The sequence below is a fragment of the Streptomyces sp. NPDC127117 genome (genome assembly GCF_042677325.1).
GTDB lineage: Bacteria > Actinomycetota > Actinomycetes > Streptomycetales > Streptomycetaceae > Streptomyces.
Window position 1 is genome coordinate 1 of record NZ_JBHXTM010000036.1, and the last position, 18,813, is coordinate 18,813.

Genomic DNA, 18,813 nt, shown 5'->3' on the forward strand with positions numbered 1-18,813 from the left:
GCCTCGCGGGTGTGGGCCCGCTCCTTTTCGCGCGCGGGCGCCCCACAGCCGGTCGGTCAATTCGGCTTCGGCTTCGCGGCCGATTTCACGGCCGCGCTCTTCTTGGCCGCTGTCCTCCCGGCCGTCGTGCGGCCGGCCCCGGTCGGCTTCGTCGCGGCGGCCTTCTTCCGCGGCTTCTTGGCCTCCCGCGCGTCCGGGACGGGCCCGCGCCCGGCGGCGTGGTCGGCGAAGGCCGCGGCCGCCTTGTCGGGCTCCCCGGACCGCAGCAGGCCGACGAGACGGCCGTGCTCGTCGGCCATCGCGCACCAGTCGCCCTCGAAGAGCGGGTCGGAGATGGCCCGCAGGGTACGCAGGCTCGGCTCGATGACCTCCCACATCCGGGCCAGGAACGGATTGCCCGCGTACTGGCTGACCAGGGTGTGGAACTCTATGTCGGCGTCGCGGAAACCGCTGACGTCGTTCGCGGCGACCGTCTCGTGCATGCGTTCGACCAGGGCGTCGAGCTCGGTGAGCTGTTCCTCGGTGATGTGCTCGGTGGCGAGCCGGGCGGCCAGGCTCTCCAGCGGCTCGCGGACCTGACGGGCGTACTCCGCGTCCTGCGAGGAGATCTCGACGACGAAGTGGCCGCGGCGCGGGACGTGCGTGAACAGGCCCTCACGGGCGAGCCGCTTGACCGCCTCCCGCACCGGGGCCTGGCTCACGCCGAGCCGCCGGGCGATCTCCGATTCGACCACACGGTCGTTCGGCGCGAGATCGCCCTCGACGACGGCCTGGCGGAGCAGTTCGTACACCTGGTCCGAGATCAGGGTCTTGCGGAACCGGTCCTTGTTGGTGGCCAGCGTGGAGACGAATCCACCCGACGCATTAGATGCCATGAATACCCAATCCTGCACTGGGGCACGTCAGTTGCGACATAATACGCGCCCGTCTTCTCTCGATGGAGTCACATCGAGGTTTCCAGCTGCCTGTCTTTCGGTCATTCCCGTTCGACAACCTCATGAGCGGGTCGAAATGTGCCATCGGGCCTCTTCCCGGAGGTGGGGACCGACTCTCGGCGAGGTGAAGTCGGTCACTCTTCATCGCCTATCGATCATCGAGGGAATCGAATCAGGGGCGTTCGAGCACTGTCAACCACGCGGACGTCAACCACATGCACATCGGCCACATGCGCATCGGCCACGCCCGCATCAGTCTTCCGGGCTCAGCCACCGAGCCCGTACACCCGGACCGCGTTCGTACGCAGTACGCGATCGAGCTGATCGGCCGCCAGATGAGACAGCCCGAGCCGCGACATGGCGAGCGAGTCGGCCCGTGAGCCGCGCGGCAGGCAGATCGGCCAGTCGGAACCGACGAGGCAGCGGTCGGGTCCGAGCGTGTCCACGACGTGTCGCACCATGTGCGCGATGCGCTGCGGCGGAAGCCCGTGCTGCTGGGTGAGCAGCCCGGAGATCTTCACCACCACGTTCGGGCTCGCGGCGGCTCGCTCGACATCGCGGAACCACTCCCCCGCCTCCGGTGTGCGCGGATCCGGGGCGTTGCCCAGGTGGTCGACCACGAGGGTGAGCCCGCGATGCCGGGCACCGATGTCGATGGCGGCCGTCAACGCTCCCCGGTGCAGGTTGAGTTCCAGCGCGACGCCCGATTCGGCCAGCACGGGGACGAGCGCGCGGGCCGGCTCGGGGGTATCCGTCCACGAGGAACCGCCGATCCGCATCCCGTTGGGGCGGGAGTCCCCCAGCTCCTGAAGAGCGGCACGGAAGGCATCGGGCCCGTCCGCGCCGTGGACGTGCAGATTGGCCACGTATCCGGTGACCAGGTCCGGGCGGCGACGGCGCAGTTCACGCAGGGCGAGCGTCTCTCCCGCATCGCCGCGCGACGCCTCGACGAGAATCGCTCCGGTCAGGTCGAGGCCCGCACCCGACTGCTCCAGGTCTTCCTCGCCGAAAGCGCGATGGTGCTCGCCGCCCGGCCGGATCCACGGAAACCCCTGGGCCGGATCCCACAGGTGGACATGACAGTCGATCATGGTGCGCCTCCTCCTCGGGTCTGTCGGGGCCGCTCCGAAGTATTGACACTTCGACTCCCCTCCCACGAGTCTAACTATCGGCTATCGATGGGCGATTGTTCAATCCGTACATGACGAGGGTGCAGGTGTTCTCGATGCTCAGGCCCGAACGAACCGGCGACGCACACAGCACGGATGAGGCGCACGGACCTCTGCTGACCGCGACCCGGCGCGTCAGCGAGGTCCCCGAGTGGGCTTATCTGGAAAGGGAGTTGTTCGCCGTCCAGGACAAGGCATGGCGACTCTTCGCCGACCGCTACACCGAGGGCGACGGCCGCCTCGTCTTCCGCGACACGCTCGGCCAGGGCATGGACGGCCGGGACGGCGTGGACGACTTCTACGAGCCGTTCTTCAACTGGCCGACGCTCTATCTGCTCGGCGGCAGCGCGGAGCTGCTGTCCGCCGCTCGGCGCCATTGGCGCGGAGTCACCGCGCAGCTCACCGAGATGGGCATGCTCGCCGAGGGTCTGGAGCGCGGCTACGACTGGTTCCACCAGGGCGAGGGACTGCTCCTCTTCTACGGTCTGTGCCTGGCGGATCCGCAGGACGCCGAGCTGCGCGAACTCGCCGTCCGCTTCGCCGACTTCTACCTTCCCGGCGGTCCCAACTACGACCCCGAGCACCGTCTGCTGCGCGCCCCTCACAACGGCTCGGCGGGACCACGCTTCGGCTTCAGCGACGAGGAGGCGTACTTCCCGTGGAGCCTGGCCCTGAGCCCGTACGGTCTGCCGCTGGACGGGGTCGACGACGTCACGTCCTTCGACGACCTGGCCTCCTCGCCCGAGCGTGCCCGCGCGTACGGCCGCACGATGTGGGACCGGATGGGCCGGGGTGACACGATCGTGAACCTCGCCGCCACCGGCCTCGCCACCAACGCCTTCCTGCTCAGCGGAGAACAGCGCTACGCGGACTGGGTGGCCGAGTACGTCGGCGTGTGGCAGGAGCGGCTCGCGGGCCGCGACGTCGTGCCCGACAACGTCGGCCTGAACGGTGTGGTGGGCGAGTACATGGAGGGCCGCTGGTACGGCGGCCACTACGGCTGGTCGTGGCCGCACGGGCTGTCCCCGGTCGGCAGCGCCACCGTCATCGGCGCCGCCAACGCGACGCTCCTCACCGGGGACCGGGGCTTCCTGGACCTCGCCCGCAATCCGCTCGACGCGGTGCTGCGCCACGCCGAGCTGCGCGGCGCGGATCAGATGGGCACCCTGGGCGAGCGCTGGGAGCCGCACCTGCGCGCGATGGCGGCCGAGCGCACCCTCATGGTGCCCCAGCGGCACAACGACTCCGGCTGGTTCGACTTCACCGTCATGCCGGGTCAACTTCCTCTCGCGCTTTGGCACTTCAGCCGCGATCAGGCCGACCGGGACCGGATCGAGCACCTGCGCGCCGAGTCCCGATGGGACTGGACGACCGTGCACACCCAGCGGATCAAGGACGAAGCCGGGCACGAGGAGCCCTGGTACGAATTCCTGCACGGGCGGAACCCGCATTTCCCCCAGCGGATGCTGCGCAGCGCCCTCGCCAGCTGCGCCGAGCGGGTCGAGGCCATCGAGAACGACACCGTCGATCCGGCCGTCGGCCCCGACGCCCTGGACATCCACCACTGGCAGCACCTCAACCCTGTGGTGACGGAGGCTCTGCTGCAGCTGACCACCGGTTCGCCGCAGGTCCTCTACAACGGCGGCCTCGCCCAACTGCATGTGCGCTATCACGACGCGGATGCCCGCCGCCCCGGCCTGCCGCAGGACGTCGCCGCGCTGGTGTCCGACATCCGCCCGGACCACACGGTGGTGGAGCTCGTCAATCTCGGCGGGACGGCGCGCTCCCTGCTGGTGCAGGCGGGGTCGTTCGCCGAGCACCATGTCGCCACCGTCCGTGTGGACGACGGCCCGGAGCGGCCGGTCGACGGGCCGTACTTCCGCGTCGGCCTTCCCGGGAACTCAAGGATCCGGCTGACCCTGACCATGACGCTGCGCGCGAGCCGCGCGGCCTGTGCCTCCCCGTGGGAGACGGCATGACCGACAACGCCGCAACGAGCCGGCTGCCCTTCACCCTGCCCCGCCTCGGCATCGGCACCGCTCCTCTGGGCGGGCTCTTCGAGGAGGTCACCGAAGAGGACGCCGCGGCGACCCTCAAGGCCGCCACCGAGGCAGGAATCACGTATTTCGACACCGCACCCCGCTACGGACACGGCCTGGCCGAACAACGTCTGGGCCGCCTGCTGCCCCCGTCCGGCGGCACCGGCCCGGTGATCTCCACCAAGACGGGCTGGCTGCTGCGCCCCCGACCGGACGGTTCACCCGGTGAGGTGATCACCGACTGGACGGAGCGCGGCATCCGCGAGTCCCTGGAGTCGAGCCTGACCCGCCTGGGCCGCTCCAGCATCGACATCCTGTATCTGCACGACCCGGACGACTTTCCGGACGAGATACGCCGCACCGCCTATCCGGCGGTACGCAAGCTGCGTGACGAGGGGCTGATCCGGGCGATCGGATTCGGCATGAACCACAGCGGCCCGCTCGCCTCGTACGTGGCGGAGTTCGAGGTCGACGTCGTACTCATCGCGGGCCGCTTCTCGCTCCTCGACCACGGGGCGCTGACCACTCTCCTGCCGCTGTGCGCCGACATGGGCACGGCGGTGGTCGTCGGCGGCGTCTTCAACACGGGCCTGCTGGCCGACCCGTCCCCCGGCGCCATGTTCAACTACCGGCCGGTTCCCGCGGAGACACTGGAGCGGGCGCGGCAATGCCGGGCGCTGTGCGAGGTGTACGGGGTGCCGCTGCCCGCAGCGGCGATCCAGTTCCCTCTGCTGCACGCCGCCGTCAACTCGGTGGTCCTCGGCTGCCGTTCGGCGGCCGAGGTGACGGCGAACGCGGCGGCTTCCCGCTTCCCGATCCCGGCCGAGCTGTGGCAACGGCTGGCGGAGGCCGGGTTCGTGCCCGAACAGTTGCTGGAGGAGCACGGCGAGTAGGGCCGCCGCGGAAGGCCGGGCGGCCGGGGTGAGGGACGGCTGATCGGATACGGTGTCGCAGCACTCGGCCCGGTCCGGCCCCGGGTTCGTCGGACAGAGTGAAGTGCGGCTCGATCTGCTCTTCACCATCGTCGTCCTCCTCGCTCCCCAGAGCGACGCCCTCAGCTCGCAACCGCTGGACGCAGTGCGGATAGCGCTGCCGCTGCCCGTGCACTTCACGCTGATGTGGGCCGGCTCGATAGCCCTCGGTCGCGTGGTCGCCTTCGGCTACCCGAAGGCGACCACGCCGGTGTTCACCGCCGCGGGCAACAACTTCGAGTTGGCCGTCGCGGTCGCCATCGCCACCTTCGGCGCCATCTCCGGCCAGGCCCCTCGCCGGGAGTGTCCTGATGCATCGGGTCGCGCATGACGGTTCCAACGAGAGTCCGCGTCCCCGATCATGTCGACTCATCGTGACCCCGCAGTCCGACCGGCCACGAGGCCGGAGCAGAGTAGGAGACTTCTTCATGCGTCATCCAGGAATCGCCGCAGCGTCGGCCCTCGTCGCCGCCCTCACAGTGTCCGCGCCGGCCGTCGCAGCCCCGACGGCATCCACCGGGACGCCGGTCATTTTCGTGCACGGTCGCAATAGCGATGCCGGGGTATGGAACACGATGATCAGCCGCTTCGAGTCCGAGGGTGACCCGAAGAGCCGATTCTTCGCCTGGGAGTACGACACGTCGCGGTCGACCAACGAGGTCCTGAGCGGTCAACTGGCGGACTATGTCAGCCGCGTACTCGACGATACCGGTGCGGAGCAGGTCGACATCGTCGCCCACAGCCTGGGCAGCCTCCCGTCCCGCTGGTACATCAAGTTCGGCGGTGGGGGGACCACCGTCCGGAACTGGGTGTCCCTGGCCGGCCCCAACCACGGCACGAGCCTGGGATATCTCTGTGCTCTCTGGGACCAGGGGTGCAGGGACATGACGCCCGGATCGTACGTCGTACAGCACCTCAACGAAGCAGACCCGACGCCCGGATCCACGCGGTACACCACGTTCCGTTCCGGCTGCGACGAACAGATCAGTCCGACCACGAGCACGATGCTGGACGGGGCTGCCAACGTCGAGACCGGTTGCCTCAAGCACAACGAGTTGCTGACGGATCCAGCCGTCGCGGACCAGGTGCACGCCATCGTGAAGTGATCCTCCTGTCCTGGGGCGAGGTCCAGGTCCAGGACCCTGGACTCCGAGCTCAGGGCCGACGCCCGAGGGCCGCGCCGAGTACGGCGGTCCAGAGCAGCAGCAGAGGCAGGGAAACGTACGCCATCGGGGTCAAGGCGGTGGACAGGAGCAGATAGCCGATGCCGGAGACGGTGATCGTGGCGGCGAGGGCCCAGCCGATGACGACCTCCCGACGCCGCAGCAGTGTGCCGTGCCGCGAGGCCGTGCAGGCAGCCGCTGCGAGCACGGCGAGCGCGAGCATCTCGATGCCGTCCGCACTCTGTACCACATCGAACAGTGCGCCGGTTCCATCCGGTGACGCCGGGTCGGCTCCGGACACCGCGATCAGTTCCAGGACGAGTTGTACGAGTGCGAGCGCCCCCGCAACTCTCCCGGCCCATGCGGCCGAGCGGGCCGCAGCGCTGCCGGTTCGGCGGGACCGGTCCAGTAATGCGGATCCGATGACCAGCAGGCCGACGGCTGCCACACCGTGAACGAGCAGCGCCTGGGCCACGGACTGGACCGGCCGGTCGGCATACGCGCTCGCGATCGCGGCGTGTGGGTCGCCGACTTCGGGCGCGGCTCCCCGTACGGCGGCAAACCCGAGAATCCATGCCCCGGCATGTGTGTAGCCGGCGGCCCGGGCAGTGATGCCGGAACCACGCTCCTGGGTGATCGTGATCACGCGGAGTCTCCCGGGGTCTTGTTCCGAATTGCCTGGGTGAACGCGTCGCAGCCGGTGCGCCATGCGGCGTCCAGGTCTGCGTCGGGCGGAAAGCGGCCGTCGAGTTCGAGCACGACCATGCCGTGCGCGAATGCCCGGAACGAGCGCGCGATGTCGATGTCACCGTGCACCGCACGGGCCAGCGGCATGGCCGCACGGTCTTCGAGTCCATCGGGGAGGGCGGTGCGGCCGAGCGGCTGGGTGTGGGTGATGCGGTAGAGGTGGGGGCCGGCGAGGGCGTGCCGCCGGTAGGCGCGGGCGAGCACAAGAAGGGGCTGTTCAACGCCGATCTCGACTCCGGCCGCTTCCAGGTCTTCCGCCAACTGGGCCATACCCTGCGCCTGGAGCCCGGCCTCGACAGCGGCCTTGTCGGGAAAATGCTTGTACAGAGAGGGCGCCCGGATCCCGACACGTGCGGCGATGCGTCGCATCGACAACGCATCGGGGCCTTCGGCGTCGAGCAATTCGCGGGCAGCGGCCATGATCTGCTGCGCGCGGTCAGCCACGGCGGGTCGCCCGCGCGATCGCCATGCCGGCGGACCGTCCGGTTCCGGAACCCGAGATCCGAACGATGACGGAACCCGGGGATGCGGGAATCCGGGCACCCCGAATTCCCGCAGTGCGCCTCACCCGGCTATGCCGGAATGTGCCCGCCCCGGCGAGAACCATGAGCGCGGCGACGGCAGGCGGTTCCCCGACCTCTCCGACGACCGCCAGTGCCCCGGGAGGGAGGACGGATACCCCACATGTGCCCCGGAGTGCCTGGGACGGGACGTTGCCGCACGAAGTGCTGCTGACTGTAGCGGTGTTCACTGTGGCCCCCTTGTCGTGACACCAGACAGCTAACGCCGCTAGCCATCCGGCGTCACGTAATGGCTAACAGTGTTAGCCGTCAAGGTCCAAGAGCGAAGGCGCCTCGCCCCGATGACAACGGAAGTGGAAGATCCGCCCATGAGAACCGAAGTGCACGCGTTCGTCGCCGGCGGGCCGATCCCCGACCGGAACGCGAGGGACGACGGCCCCCGCCGACAGCGGCTCCCCGGACACCGCGGTTTGTTGACCTCCGGCATGATGTTCTTACGGGTCTTCCCGTCCCCGATGACCGCCGGCTTCCCGCTCACGGCCACGGCGTTGTCGTCCAGGCCCACGGTAAGGACGAGCTTCTTGTACTTCTGGTTGATGCTGTACTCGGCACCGGGCAGGCAGGGGTATCCGACAACCATGGCGTTGGAGTACGACTTGCCCCCAGCGTCACGGTCTGGAGACCGAACTCGTCGTGGGGCGACGCCTCGACAGTGGTGGTGGCCGTGGCCGTCAAGGTTTCCGTGATCGTCACGGACCCGGCCGTCGGAGAGTTCACCACGGTCGGCAACCCGAAGAGCCCGAGCAGCAGACCGATGACGGCCGTGATGGCCGAAGGGAGCGGCGCCGTGTGACTCAGACCCCGGGAAGGGACGGGTCGGCTGTCCAAGGGGTCGGTGCGGTGATGGACCAGCGTTCGTGGTCCCGCCATTCCCCGTTGATGTAGAGGTAGGCGGGCGAGACCCCTTCGTAGCGGAAGCCCAACCGCTGGACCAGGGCCAGGGATGCCTTGTTCGCCGGCCGGATGTTGGCCTCCAGCCGGTGGAGCCGCAGGTCGGTGAAGGCATGTTCCAGGGTGGCGGCAATCCCTTCGGTCATGTATCCGCACCCTGTGGACGGAGCGAAGGCCGCATAGCCGATGGACGCGCCCTGGTAGCGGCCCCGGATGATCGAGTTGATGTTGACCATGCCGGCGGCCACGCCGGTCTCCCGTACACGGACCAGAAAGCCCAGGTTGGTGCCGTCGTCGAAGCGGCGCATCCAGCCCTGGAACTCCTCCGCGGTCGCGGGCAGTCGCATCCACGGCAGGTGCAACTCGGAGCTGGCCCGCACGAGTGTGCAGAACTCGTCCTGGTCGGAGAGGGTGAGCGGGCGCAGTTCGACCCGTGTCGGCATCTTGAGCATGGACCAACGTTAGAGCCTGTGCGTAGCGGGGCTCGGCGCGGGTCGTGGTTGCTGGAAAGCACCGGACGCCTCGGCCGGGGAGCGACCATCCGTATGTGCGTACTCGGGTGTTCGGCAGTGTCGGGTTCGGCGCCCCGGCCCGTGTGCGTAATGGTGTCGAGGTCGCCCTCGCGCGCGGCGCGGCGCGGCACGGCGCGGCACGGCACGGCACGGCACGGCACGGCACGGCACGGCACGGCGCGGCACGAGGGTGTCTCGTTGTCCGTTGCTCCGGCACCTCCACGGCAGCTGCCGGAGCACCTGGCTCCGTCGGCGGACCTGCGTTTTCTGCAGTGTGTCCCTGACCGGCATGCGTGTTGGGTCGGTCAGGACAGACTGCCGCGAAGGGCATTGACGCGCTCGGCGCCCGCGTCGAAGGCGGTCCCGTCGAGAGTGCCGGCTGCCAGGGCCTCGCTCAGCGCGGCCACCGCATCTTCCCCCTGAGCTGCGTCACGGGCCGAGCACAGGATCAGGTCCATCCCGGCCGCGGCTGCCAGTACGGCGCGCTCCGCCGTGCTGCCGTAGGCCCGAAGAGCCCCGGCCTCCAGGGCGTCGGTGACCGTCACGCCCGGAAAGCCGAGCCGGTTCCGTAGTTCGCCGACCACGGTCGGGGACAGTCCCGCAGGCCGGTCGGCGTCCAATGCCCGGTAGACGGCCCAGGACAGCATGACCAGCTTGGTCCCGGCCGAGATCGCCGCCCGGTAAGGCACCTCATCCACGCTGCGCAGCGTCGACGCGGACGTGGTGAGGGTGACGGGCCCCAGATCGGTGTTCTGGTTCGCGGAGGCGGGGCCGAGGCCGGGGAAGTGCTTGGCGGTGGCCGCCACCCCGGCGTCCTGCTGTGCGGTGATGAAGGCCGCGCCGCATGCGCCGACCGCATCCTGGTTCTTGCTGTACGACCGCTCATACTGGTCGGTGAAGTCGCCGGCCGTGCGGTACACATCGAGCACCGGCGCCAGGTTGACGTTCATGCCGACGCCCGCGAGGTTCATGCCCGCACCGCTGCCGGTGAACTCCGCCTGTCCCTCCGGGTCCGTCGAGGCACCGACGTCCTTCGCGGACAGCACGGGCTCGCCGGGCAAGCGGCGTACCATGCCTCCCTCCTGATCAGTCATCAGAAGCAGTGGGGCCTTCACCGGGGCGGAGGCGTTCGCCTCGTTCATCTCCTGGATGACGCCCTCGATCTGGCTCAGGCTCTTGATGTTCTCCCCGAAGAAGATCACCCCGGCCGTACGGCCCTCCCTGATCGCGTCCATCAGCCGGGCCGGGGGCGTGAGTCCCGGGTAGGAGTGGATGACGCACTGCCCGGCGCGCTGTTGCGGGGTCAGGGTGGGCAAGGGGGTGCGCGCCCTTTCCGGAACTCGCACGGCCGCGTCCGTACGGCCGGCCAGCCCCATCCCGCCGGCCAGGGCCACCGTTCCGGCGAGCAGAGCGCCGCGCCTGCTGAGGGGCTTCGGTGTGGAGCTCATGACTTTCTCCTTCACGAACTGTCGTTGTGCCCGGCCGGGCCGTCGGCCGGAGCTCCGGGCCGGAGCAGATCAGTCGGTCGGTCCGCTCCGACCCGTGGTGCCGATCACGCCGGGGTCACCGGCCCCCCGGAGGTCATCACCGCGCGCTCGGGCCCGCCGTCACGGGGTGTTGTTGGCCAGAGCCAGCAGGCGTGAGCGGTCGCCGCTGAAGCGGTCGCGGTCGACGTTCCCGGAGATGCCGCTCACCGAGCCGGTGGACGTGTACTGCCAGACGGTCCAGAACGGGAAGCCCTGCGGAATGCTCGGGCTTCCCGCGGAGGTCCAGTGGGCCACCCAGAGCGGGCTCCTGGCGGACATGCCGGTCCAGCCGCCGGTGCAGGAGTTCCACCAGCTCGGGCTGGTGTAGATCACGACATCGCGGCCGGTGCGTGCCTTGTACGTGTTGTAGAAGTCGAGGATCCAGGACTGCATCGCCGCGGGCGTCTTCCCGTAGCAGGTGCCCTCGATGTCCAGCACGCCGGGGAGCGTCAGGTTGTCGCGGGACCAGGCGCCGCCGTTGCTCGCGAAGAAGTTCGCCTGCGCCGCGCCCCCGGACACGTCGGGCCGGGCGAAGTGGTACGCGCCCCGGATCACACCGGCGTTGTAGGCGCCCAGGTAGTTGGCACTGAACGTGGGGTCCTTGTACGTGGTGCCCTCGGTCGCCTTCATCCAGGCGAACTCGATACCCGCACCGCGGACCGAGCCCCAGTTGATGCCGCCCTGCCAGCTGGAGACGTCCACACCCACGGGATTCGCCAGGAGGTTCGCGTCCGGCTTCGCGTCGAGGTGCAGCTGTCGGGTGTCCGGCTTGAAGTCCTTGCTGTCCTGGACGTAGCCCACGCCCATGTAACCCTTGCCTTGCGGCACGGCGCCACCGGAGGGCAGTGGCGCCGAGGAAGCGGTACCCGACATCAGGCTGAGGGTCAGTGCGACGCTCGTGCCGAGGACACCGGCCAGAGTGAGTCTTTGCTGTACGGACTTGGGGGAAAGGTTCCTGGGAAACAAGGTTTCCTCCTGCTTGGTGGGGGGCGGGATTCAGTGGTGCCGAGCGGTCCTTCGGTGCGGCGGATCTCAGCGCGCCTGTGAGGGGGCGCGGCAAACAGAACGGTCAGCGTGCATCCGGTCAGGAGGAGTCGGCCACGCGCTTCCCGCGGAGGGATCTACGCGCGTCCGGTTGACGCGAACACGACACAGTGAGCCACGGGAAGGCGTGCTCGGTAAACAGTTTTCCGGTTCGTTAGTGGTCTAGACCTAATCGCACTACGGTGAGCTGCGGAAACGGATCGATGTCGGCAGAACTTTTTTTCAAGTGAAGGGCGTTGCACGGGGGTTGACAGATCGACCCCATGGCCTTGCCCCGATTGGGCGGGGCACGGCACCGAGCATCGGGGGCAACCGGTGCCGCGTCGTCAGCGAGGCTGCCGCTGCAATGGCCAGGTCGCAATGCACTCGCCATCGCGACCTGGCCCAATGCCCGGATGCCGTGTCGATGTCCGGATCGAGGCGCTTGTGGCGCACGGAGTCGCCGCGGTCGTGAACTCACCGCCGTCGCAGAGCCCCGTGGTGGTCCATCCCGCTGCCCAGAACGGACCGCACCGCACCGCCCTGGCAGCCCACTTGGCGGAAATCGTTCCCGGCAGGCACACTGCCACGGTGCCCTCGGCCGTGCACTGTCCGAGCATGGAGAACCCGTCCCGCTTCAGCGCCGAACCAATGCCTTCCTGGAGACCGTATGAGCAGCGCACTTCTCGTGATGGACGTCCAGCGAGCCGTCGTGGACATTGTCGACGACGGCTCCGGGTACCTGCCGCGCCTGCGCAGGGCGATCGACGGCGCCCGGGCGGCAAACATTCCTGTCGTCTACGTGGTCATCGCATTGCGCCCGGGTTTCCCGGAAGTCGGCCCGCGCAACAGGGCACTGACCGCCGTCGCACGAGCCGGGCTCCACGTCGAGGGCGACCCCGGCACCGAAATCCACCCCGATGTCGCACCCCGGCCGGGTGAGGTGGTGGTCACGAAGAGACGGGCGAGCGCCTTCTCGGGCAGCGACCTCGACGTGGTGCTCAGGGCACAGGGCATCGACAGCCTCGTCCTCACCGGCATCGCCACCAGCGCCGTGGTGCTGCACACCTTGTGCCAGGCCAACGACCTGGACTTCGGCCTCACCGTCCTCGCCGACGCCTGCCTGGACACCAACGCCGAGGTTCACCGATTCCTCACCGAGAAGCTGTTCCCGCAGTGGGCCGACGTCGTCACCGTCGACGACTGGCTCAACGCCACCACACCCCGATAGCCGCCACCAGGAAGCCACCGGTGTGCGGTGGAGCGGATAGGCGCATCGCTACTGCTTCGGGCATGACCTTGCCATGACACTGCGTCACGGCAACTGAGAGTCCTCGTCGGTACCAGTGCCGAGGGCAGTTCGGATCACAATCGACCCGGGCTCGTGGACGGGGCTGACGGAACCCATGGCGGACCCAGCCTCAACAGCGCCGGCAACGGCACACAGGCCCGACCACGACTCGCCACGACCGATCGCCGCCCAGGACACACCCCGGCCGGCCTGTCGTGCCTGATGCAGGATCAGTCCTTGCGTCCTGTCGCGGCGACGGTGACGCCCAGGCCGATCATCGTGAGCCCGCCGACGCCGCCGACCAGAGAGAGCCGCTGGGGCGAACGGGCGAACCAGTTCCGTCCAGTTGCCGCGACCAGTGCCCACAGACTGTCGGAGGCCACCGCAATGATGGTGAAGACCAGGCCGAGCAGCAGCATCTGAACCACAACGTGCCCCTGGGTGCGGTCGACGAACTGGGGCAGCACGGCGGCGAAGAACACAATGGTCTTGGGGTTGGCCACACCGACCGCGAACCCTTCCCACAACGTACGCGAGCCACCTTGCGCGACCTTGTCACCGGTGATCGCGGCCTGCAACGAACCACGGTGCAGCCACGCCTTGGCGCCCAGGTACACCAGGTAGGCGGCACCGGCCAGCTTCAACACCGTGAAGACAAGGACAGAGCGTTCCACGATCGACCCGACCCCGAGGGCAACGGCCACGATGAGCACATAGGCGCCCAACGTATTCCCCACCACCGTGGTAAGCGCGGCCCGGCGCCCCTGCGCCAGCGCCCGACCGATCACGAACAGCACGCTGGGCCCGGGGACCACGATCAGCAGGAACGACATAGCCGCGAAGGCGAGCAAGCGCTCAGCAGACACCATGGTGGTCATCCAAGCACGGGCCGGGTTCGCCCCTCATCCCCTTTTCGTCGTGCAGAGCACGCATACGCCGGCACGAACCTGTCCGGTTCGAATCACGTGGTGGTGCTGCGGGCTGCCCCGTGCCGGGTTCCCGGCGCACAGTGCGTGGTCGATCAGGGCGCCGGCCGCGTTCTCCTGGGCCAGTATGTGCTGTGGGGTGTCGCCGCGCGCCTCGGACATGGAGACCACAGCACTTCGCCCACCGTCGTCGGTGACACCGTTGAGAGTGATGTAGCCGCCATCCCCACCCTCGTGTCCCCAGTAGGTTCCTCCGCAGCTCAGGGGGCGTTCGGCCAGGCCGAGCCGGTATCGGCCACCGGGCCACAGCTGTTGGACCTCGACGCTCACGGCGACGGTCCGCTTCATCTCGGCCAGCTGCCGCGCCGGGAGCAGGTGGCCCCACCCGAACAGGTCTCGGAAGCCGTCCCGACGATCGTTCGCCTCGAAGACCGGACGGGCGCCGACGCCCCACTCCAGTGCTGTATCAAGCGGCGTCGACCCTGCCGGATTGGCCTGAGATGATGGGCACATGGACGAGCAAGTCATCCCCATTCTTCGTGTCGAGGACGCTGCGGCGGCGGTCGAGTGGTACGGCCGTCTGGGCTTCACCAAGCAGTGGGAACACCGCTTCGAACCGGAACTACCCGCGTTCGTCGAGGTCGCCCGGGGACAGGTCCGGCTGTTCTTGTCGGAACACACGGGCGACGCCCGTCCCGACACGCTGGTGTACATGCGTGTCCATGATGTCGAGGCTGTCGCGGCTGAATTCGGCGCGCAGGTGGAGGACGCCCCATGGGCGCGTGAGATTGAGCTTCAGGACCTTGACGGCAACCGCCTACGGATCGGCACGCCGACTGACTGAGCCGGATCAGCAGCGCGCTGCGCGGAACTGTGCCGGGCGGCGAAGGGTGAGCGGTCGCGTGTGTCGGACGCGGCGTAAAGGCAGATGGAGCCCCTGCTGCCGGAGGTGGACCGGCGTGGCCGTCCCTGGATTGATCACCGACAGGTACTCAACGGCGTGCTGTGGCGGCTTGAAACCGGGGCACCGTGACCCGATCGGACCATCCGGCGAGTGCCATTCCGACGGCTGCCCAGGATCAGAGATCATCCGGCGTCAGGCCCAGGTGGTCGTTCCATGCCCGGCGGCCGGTGGTGGTCACGGCGAGGCCGCGGGTCGTGCCGATCCGCGTAACCCAGCCGACGGTGAGTGCGTGGCTGCACAGGGCGGCTCGTACCCCACCCGCCAGATAGGGGCGGCGCTCGGTCCGGTCCAGGCGTACACGCACCAGCGGGCGACGTGAACCACTCGGCACCGTGATGCCGACCTCGGCCAGCCAGGCCGCTCCCCCGCTGGTCAGCCCGGGCTCGGGCCCCACTCCAGCAGGCGGCGCCCTACCATCGCGTCGGTGATCGCCGGCGCGACGGTTCCGGCGAGGTGGTCGTAGCACAGCCGAGCACGGGTCAGTGCCTGCTGACAGGCGGAGGCCGGCAGTGAACGCGGTCGGGCGGTGTGCTGCGGGGCAAGTGCGGCCAGGCCCTCGATCAGCTCGATCACCCGGCGGTCGGCCACTCGCACGTAGCGGTGACGTCCGTGCCGCTCCTCGGCGGGGATTCCGCCGCTGACGAGCAGGTTCAGGTGCGAGGTCGCGGTCGAAGGCGCGACGCCGACATGGCTTGCGAGCTCGTTCGCAGTCCATGCCCGGCCGTCGAGCAACGCCAGGCAGTGATCTCGTAACCCGAGACATGGGTACAGAGCCATGGGTCTGCTCGCCGACTGGGGCAAGGGTGTGCATCCGGGCGACACGGCCGGCAGTTCGGAACACGCTGTCACCCTTGAGCTCGTAGCCGCGAAGCATCGTCCGGTTCTTCGTCCGAGCCATCCGGATCCCCGCCCTGCCCAACCTGTACGAGGCGCCGCCGAGCGCCGCTCACGTCGGTGGAATCAGCGGAGTCGGTGGAGCGGAATCGTGCCCGGTACTCCGAGGGTGCCACCCCCAACACCTGCTGGAACGCCCGGCGCATGCTCTCCGACGAGCCGAACCCGGCTGCCTGCGCGATGTGTTCGACCGAGTCGCCGCCGCCTTCGAGCAGGGCACGGGCCGCTTCCAGGCGCACGGACTCGACGTACTGACCGGGGGTCATTCCGGTGTCGGCCCGGAAGAGCCGGGTCAGGTGGCGGGAGCTCACACCGGCGGCGTGGGCCAGAGCTGTGACGTCGGCCGCGGAATGCGGGTCGGCTCCGGCCGCGTCCATCGCGGCCCGTACCGCCGGATGGTGCCCGGTGAGCGGACCGAGACGGGCACTGAACTGCGACTGCCCGCCGGGGCGGGCCATGAACACCACCAGTTCGCGCGCCACGTCGCGGGCCGTGTCGGCTCCGTGGTCCTCCTCGACCAGGGCGAGCGCCAGATCGATGCCCGCGGTCACTCCGGCCGAGGTGATGACGGGACCGTCCCTCACGAAGACCGGGTCGTGCGCGACGGTGACCGCCGGGTAGGCGGCGGCCAGTTCTGCGGCGAGCCGCCAGTGGGTGGCAGCGCGACGGCCGTCCAGGAGTCCGGCCTCGGCGAGCAGGAAGGCGCCAGCGCATACGGATGCCACCCGCCTTGCCCGGCGGGCGAGTTGAGTCGTGAAGCGGACAAGGTCCACGTCGTGCACGGCGACGCGCCAGTCGCTGCGCCCGGGGACCAGGACCGTACCGATGCGGCGCGGCAGCGGGTCCAGACCGCCGTCGACACCGATCCGCACGCTCGACGACGTCCTGACGTCGGCGCCGTCCGGTGACACGATGCGCACATCGTAGGCGGGTCCGGCGGCGGTGCCGGCCGTGGCGAACACCTCGGCCGGCCCGGTCACGTCGAGGAGCTGTACGCCGTCGAAAGCAACGATCACGACGGTCGCCGCCGCCGGCCCGCTCGGGCTCACTGATCCCACTTCGAGTCGAGGATCGTCCGTACGAAGTCACCGCGCTCGAAGCCGGGCAGGTAGTGGGCGAGGACGTCTGCCTTCACATTGCCGAAGGTTGTCTCCGGTTTCGGGGCGACCCCGTCCGTGAAGGCTGCAAGGATGCGCCGTTTGAAGTCGGGCCTCGGGTGCAGGGCGACAATGTCCGCACGGTCGGCCTCGGACAGGTCGTCGTAGCCGATGCCCAGCACGTCGTACTCGACACCCGCCGTCACCAGCGCGACCTCCGGCTCCATGAACTCGGGCACCCCCGGCGTCGTGTGCAGGGCGACCGCAGTCCACACGCGCCGCACACTGTCCTGCGGAACGTCCCGCGCCGCCAGGAACCGCCGAGCCTCGTCGGCACTGTCGACCTCGAAGCGGCGACCGCTGCCATGGAAGCGCTCGGACAGCCCCAGATCGTGGAACAGAGCGCCGACATAGAGCAGTTCGGGATCGTACGAGAGGTCGCGGTTACGGCCCTGGAGCGCCCCGAAGAAGAACACCCGCCGCGAGTGGTGATAGATCAGCTCGCTCGTCGTGTCCCGCACCAGTTCGTCCGCCTCGCGCGCCAGCTTCGTGTCGGGTACGGACACACCCGCCACTGCAACACCATCACTGTTCATCCTGCTCACCCGGACCTTCCGTACGTGAATTGCCACGTGTCGCCGGCGTGACCGCCGACCCATTCAGCATCCGCCGCGCACGCCCCTGGCGCCATGGCTGTACGGCCGGGCATGCCACAGATGCGGACATGGCGCGGGTCGCAGGCGGGACGGGGGCGCCCGTTCGGCCTCAGGGCAGGTCTCTCGCCTGGAGCCGTCAGGCAGGCAGAACCAAGCCATCAGCCACACCACCCCACGCCACCCCACCAGCGGATTCAGCAGCCGCTGCGCCCACTCCCCGGCCAGTTCTCCCACGGGCCGCGACGGCCCACCACCATCAACGCCCATCCCGGCACACTTGCCGGCGATCCTGCGTGTCACTCTGAGTAGCCCCACTCGCCTCGGGCAGCTCCTGCTCCAGCCCACGGCCGCGGAGAACGGCCGAGAATGGTTGCTCCGGACCCGGGCCTATGCACTGCACCGGCTTCCGGCAGTCATTCACCCGAGCAACTGCTTGGTAGAGCCGATCGCCATCGCAGCACCTGATGTCGCGCCCGGTCGCGAGGCCCGATCACGCGACCAGACGCAGCCAGGCCGCCGCGAGTGCCGCGTGACCGGCCGGCGTCGGGTGTACGCCGTCCTCGGACCAGCGCTCCGGTCCGGTCGTCGCGGCGAGCTCGGCGAACATGGCGTCGGCGGCGAGCAGTTGTGCACCGTACCTGCGGGCGAGCCTACGCACGGCCTGGATCTTCGGATCCAGGTCGGCACGCCATTCCTTCCGCTCCTCCTCCCCGATGAGAGCGGCACCGGCTCCGGCCTCGACGACTTCGTGGATCGGCAGGAGGAACGGCTCGATGAGGATCAGCTCCGCGCCCACCTCGGCGAGGGGCGCGAGCAGGCGGTCGTAACCCGCTTCGAATTCCTCCACGGGGATCACGTACCCCTTCGGGTCCAGCGTGTGCCAGCCCATGTCGTTGACACCGACGAGGATCGACACGATGTCCGGGCGCGCGTCGAGTACGTCTGTCTGCCAGCGGGCTTCGAGGTCCATCACCTTGTTGCCACCAATCCCGGTGTTCAGCCAGGTCACGGGCCGGTCCGGGCTGCGGAGTCCCCAGTCTCCCGCGATGCGCAACGGGTAGCCGAACCCGAGACCGTCTTCACTCTTCAGACGTTGGCAGTCGGTGATCGAATCGCCGGTGAACATCACGGTGCTTCCCGGTCGGACAGTGATCGTCATGTGCGCTCCTTGAATCCCGGCTCACAGCCGGGTGGGTACCCGGCAGGACCTCTCCAAAGGTGCCGGACCCCACCGACGTCGGACCGAAAAGCGCCGATATCCCACCGACACCATGGCGCCATCGTCCGATCGCCCCTGATCAGAGCGCCGATCAGTCACGAGGGTGGCTTGCGGGGGGGGCTCGGCCCGCTCAACCCACAGGGACTGTCTCCTTCGGTTCCCTGAGCGGGCCAAGCTCGAAGCTGCGCCCTGCAAGCGGGCATTCGGCT

At 69.0% G+C, this 18,813-nt stretch carries 19 protein-coding genes and 2 pseudogenes; 8 read left to right on the forward strand and 13 right to left on the reverse strand.

From position 1 onward, the window contains the following. Positions 1–56 precede the first annotated feature (56 nt). On the reverse strand, positions 57–875 hold the full coding sequence (locus ACFVH0_RS27275) for a GntR family transcriptional regulator (RefSeq protein ID WP_385824317.1): 819 nt from the start codon (positions 873–875) through the stop codon (positions 57–59). Positions 876–1,201: 326 nt separating this feature from the next. Then, on the reverse strand, positions 1,202–2,026 hold the full coding sequence (locus tag ACFVH0_RS27280; protein ID WP_385824319.1) for an amidohydrolase family protein: 825 nt from the start codon (positions 2,024–2,026) through the stop codon (positions 1,202–1,204). A gap of 110 nt (positions 2,027–2,136) precedes the next feature. Between ACFVH0_RS27280 and ACFVH0_RS27285 the strand changes: the two genes are divergently transcribed. From ACFVH0_RS27285 to ACFVH0_RS27300, 4 genes and pseudogenes are all read left to right on the forward strand, one after another. Then, entirely contained in the window at positions 2,137–4,083 is a 1,947-nt protein-coding gene (locus ACFVH0_RS27285; protein WP_385824321.1) for a hypothetical protein, read from the forward strand. Continuing rightward, positions 4,080–5,036, forward strand: a complete 957-nt coding sequence (locus ACFVH0_RS27290; RefSeq protein ID WP_385824323.1) for an aldo/keto reductase — start codon at positions 4,080–4,082, stop codon at positions 5,034–5,036. Before ACFVH0_RS27285 ends, ACFVH0_RS27290 begins: the two co-directional genes overlap by 4 nt. Before the next feature lie 115 nt (positions 5,037–5,151). Continuing rightward, positions 5,152–5,406: pseudogene (locus ACFVH0_RS27295) on the forward strand (arsenic resistance protein); the annotation flags it as partial. Positions 5,407–5,542: 136 nt separating this feature from the next. Then, positions 5,543–6,220, forward strand: coding sequence for an esterase/lipase family protein (locus ACFVH0_RS27300; RefSeq protein WP_385824325.1), 678 nt, complete (start codon positions 5,543–5,545; stop codon positions 6,218–6,220). 49 nt (positions 6,221–6,269) lie between these two features. Here the strand turns inward: ACFVH0_RS27300 and ACFVH0_RS27305 are convergent, their stop codons facing one another. Together ACFVH0_RS27305 and ACFVH0_RS27310 are read right to left on the reverse strand one after the other, a co-directional pair. After that, positions 6,270–6,923: a hypothetical protein gene (locus tag ACFVH0_RS27305; protein ID WP_385824327.1), complete on the reverse strand. Its 654-nt coding sequence runs from the start codon at positions 6,921–6,923 to the stop codon at positions 6,270–6,272. Beyond that, entirely contained in the window at positions 6,920–7,444 is a 525-nt protein-coding gene (locus ACFVH0_RS27310; RefSeq protein ID WP_385824476.1) for a TetR/AcrR family transcriptional regulator, read from the reverse strand. Before ACFVH0_RS27310 ends, ACFVH0_RS27305 begins: the two co-directional genes overlap by 4 nt. Before the next feature lie 825 nt (positions 7,445–8,269). Between ACFVH0_RS27310 and ACFVH0_RS27315 the strand changes: the two genes are divergently transcribed. After that, positions 8,270–8,398, forward strand: coding sequence for a hypothetical protein (locus ACFVH0_RS27315; protein WP_385824329.1), 129 nt, complete (start codon positions 8,270–8,272; stop codon positions 8,396–8,398). 1 nt (position 8,399) lies between these two features. Here ACFVH0_RS27315 and ACFVH0_RS27320 read toward each other — a convergent pair whose 3' ends face one another. The 3 genes from ACFVH0_RS27320 to ACFVH0_RS27330 form a co-directional block, all read right to left on the reverse strand. Then, positions 8,400–8,948: a GNAT family N-acetyltransferase gene (locus ACFVH0_RS27320; RefSeq protein ID WP_385824331.1), complete on the reverse strand. Its 549-nt coding sequence runs from the start codon at positions 8,946–8,948 to the stop codon at positions 8,400–8,402. 365 nt (positions 8,949–9,313) lie between these two features. After that, positions 9,314–10,456, reverse strand: a complete 1,143-nt coding sequence (locus tag ACFVH0_RS27325) for a glycoside hydrolase family 3 N-terminal domain-containing protein (protein ID WP_385824333.1) — start codon at positions 10,454–10,456, stop codon at positions 9,314–9,316. Between the two features lie 159 nt (positions 10,457–10,615). Further along, the gene (locus ACFVH0_RS27330) at positions 10,616–11,500 is read right to left on the reverse strand and encodes a GH25 family lysozyme (protein WP_385824335.1); all 885 of its coding nucleotides are present in this window, start codon (positions 11,498–11,500) and stop codon (positions 10,616–10,618) included. Between the two features lie 727 nt (positions 11,501–12,227). On the opposite strand from ACFVH0_RS27330, the gene ACFVH0_RS27335 reads away from it, so the two are divergent. Then, on the forward strand, positions 12,228–12,788 hold the full coding sequence (locus ACFVH0_RS27335; RefSeq protein ID WP_385824337.1) for a cysteine hydrolase family protein: 561 nt from the start codon (positions 12,228–12,230) through the stop codon (positions 12,786–12,788). 290 nt (positions 12,789–13,078) lie between these two features. On the opposite strand, the gene ACFVH0_RS27340 is transcribed toward ACFVH0_RS27335, so the two are convergent. Together ACFVH0_RS27340 and ACFVH0_RS27345 are read right to left on the reverse strand one after the other, a co-directional pair. Then, on the reverse strand, positions 13,079–13,717 hold the full coding sequence (locus tag ACFVH0_RS27340; protein WP_385824478.1) for a LysE family translocator: 639 nt from the start codon (positions 13,715–13,717) through the stop codon (positions 13,079–13,081). A gap of 33 nt (positions 13,718–13,750) precedes the next feature. Continuing rightward, positions 13,751–14,287 carry a hypothetical protein gene (locus tag ACFVH0_RS27345; protein WP_385824339.1) on the reverse strand — a complete coding sequence of 179 codons (537 nt, stop codon included), beginning with the start codon at positions 14,285–14,287 and terminating at the stop codon, positions 13,751–13,753. Between ACFVH0_RS27345 and ACFVH0_RS27350 the strand changes: the two genes are divergently transcribed. Further along, positions 14,286–14,618: a glyoxalase superfamily protein gene (locus ACFVH0_RS27350; protein WP_385824341.1), complete on the forward strand. Its 333-nt coding sequence runs from the start codon at positions 14,286–14,288 to the stop codon at positions 14,616–14,618. The genes ACFVH0_RS27345 and ACFVH0_RS27350 overlap by 2 nt on opposite strands. Before the next feature lie 84 nt (positions 14,619–14,702). Further along, positions 14,703–14,807: a transposase gene (locus ACFVH0_RS27355; protein WP_385824343.1), complete on the forward strand. Its 105-nt coding sequence runs from the start codon at positions 14,703–14,705 to the stop codon at positions 14,805–14,807. Positions 14,808–14,853: 46 nt separating this feature from the next. Here ACFVH0_RS27355 and ACFVH0_RS27360 read toward each other — a convergent pair. From ACFVH0_RS27360 to ACFVH0_RS27375, 4 genes and pseudogenes are all read right to left on the reverse strand, one after another. Beyond that, positions 14,854–15,515: pseudogene (locus ACFVH0_RS27360) on the reverse strand (ArsR/SmtB family transcription factor). A 68-nt stretch (positions 15,516–15,583) separates the two neighbouring features. Then, entirely contained in the window at positions 15,584–16,681 is a 1,098-nt protein-coding gene (locus ACFVH0_RS27365; RefSeq protein WP_385824346.1) for a GlxA family transcriptional regulator, read from the reverse strand. Further along, complete coding sequence (locus ACFVH0_RS27370; protein WP_385824348.1) at positions 16,678–17,325, reverse strand: HD domain-containing protein; 648 nt, start codon at positions 17,323–17,325, stop codon at positions 16,678–16,680. Before ACFVH0_RS27370 ends, ACFVH0_RS27365 begins: the two co-directional genes overlap by 4 nt. A 550-nt stretch (positions 17,326–17,875) precedes the next feature. Continuing rightward, a complete protein-coding gene (locus ACFVH0_RS27375; protein WP_385824350.1) occupies positions 17,876–18,544 on the reverse strand; it encodes an SGNH/GDSL hydrolase family protein in 669 nt (222 codons plus the stop codon). Between the last annotated feature and the right edge of the window lie 269 nt (positions 18,545–18,813).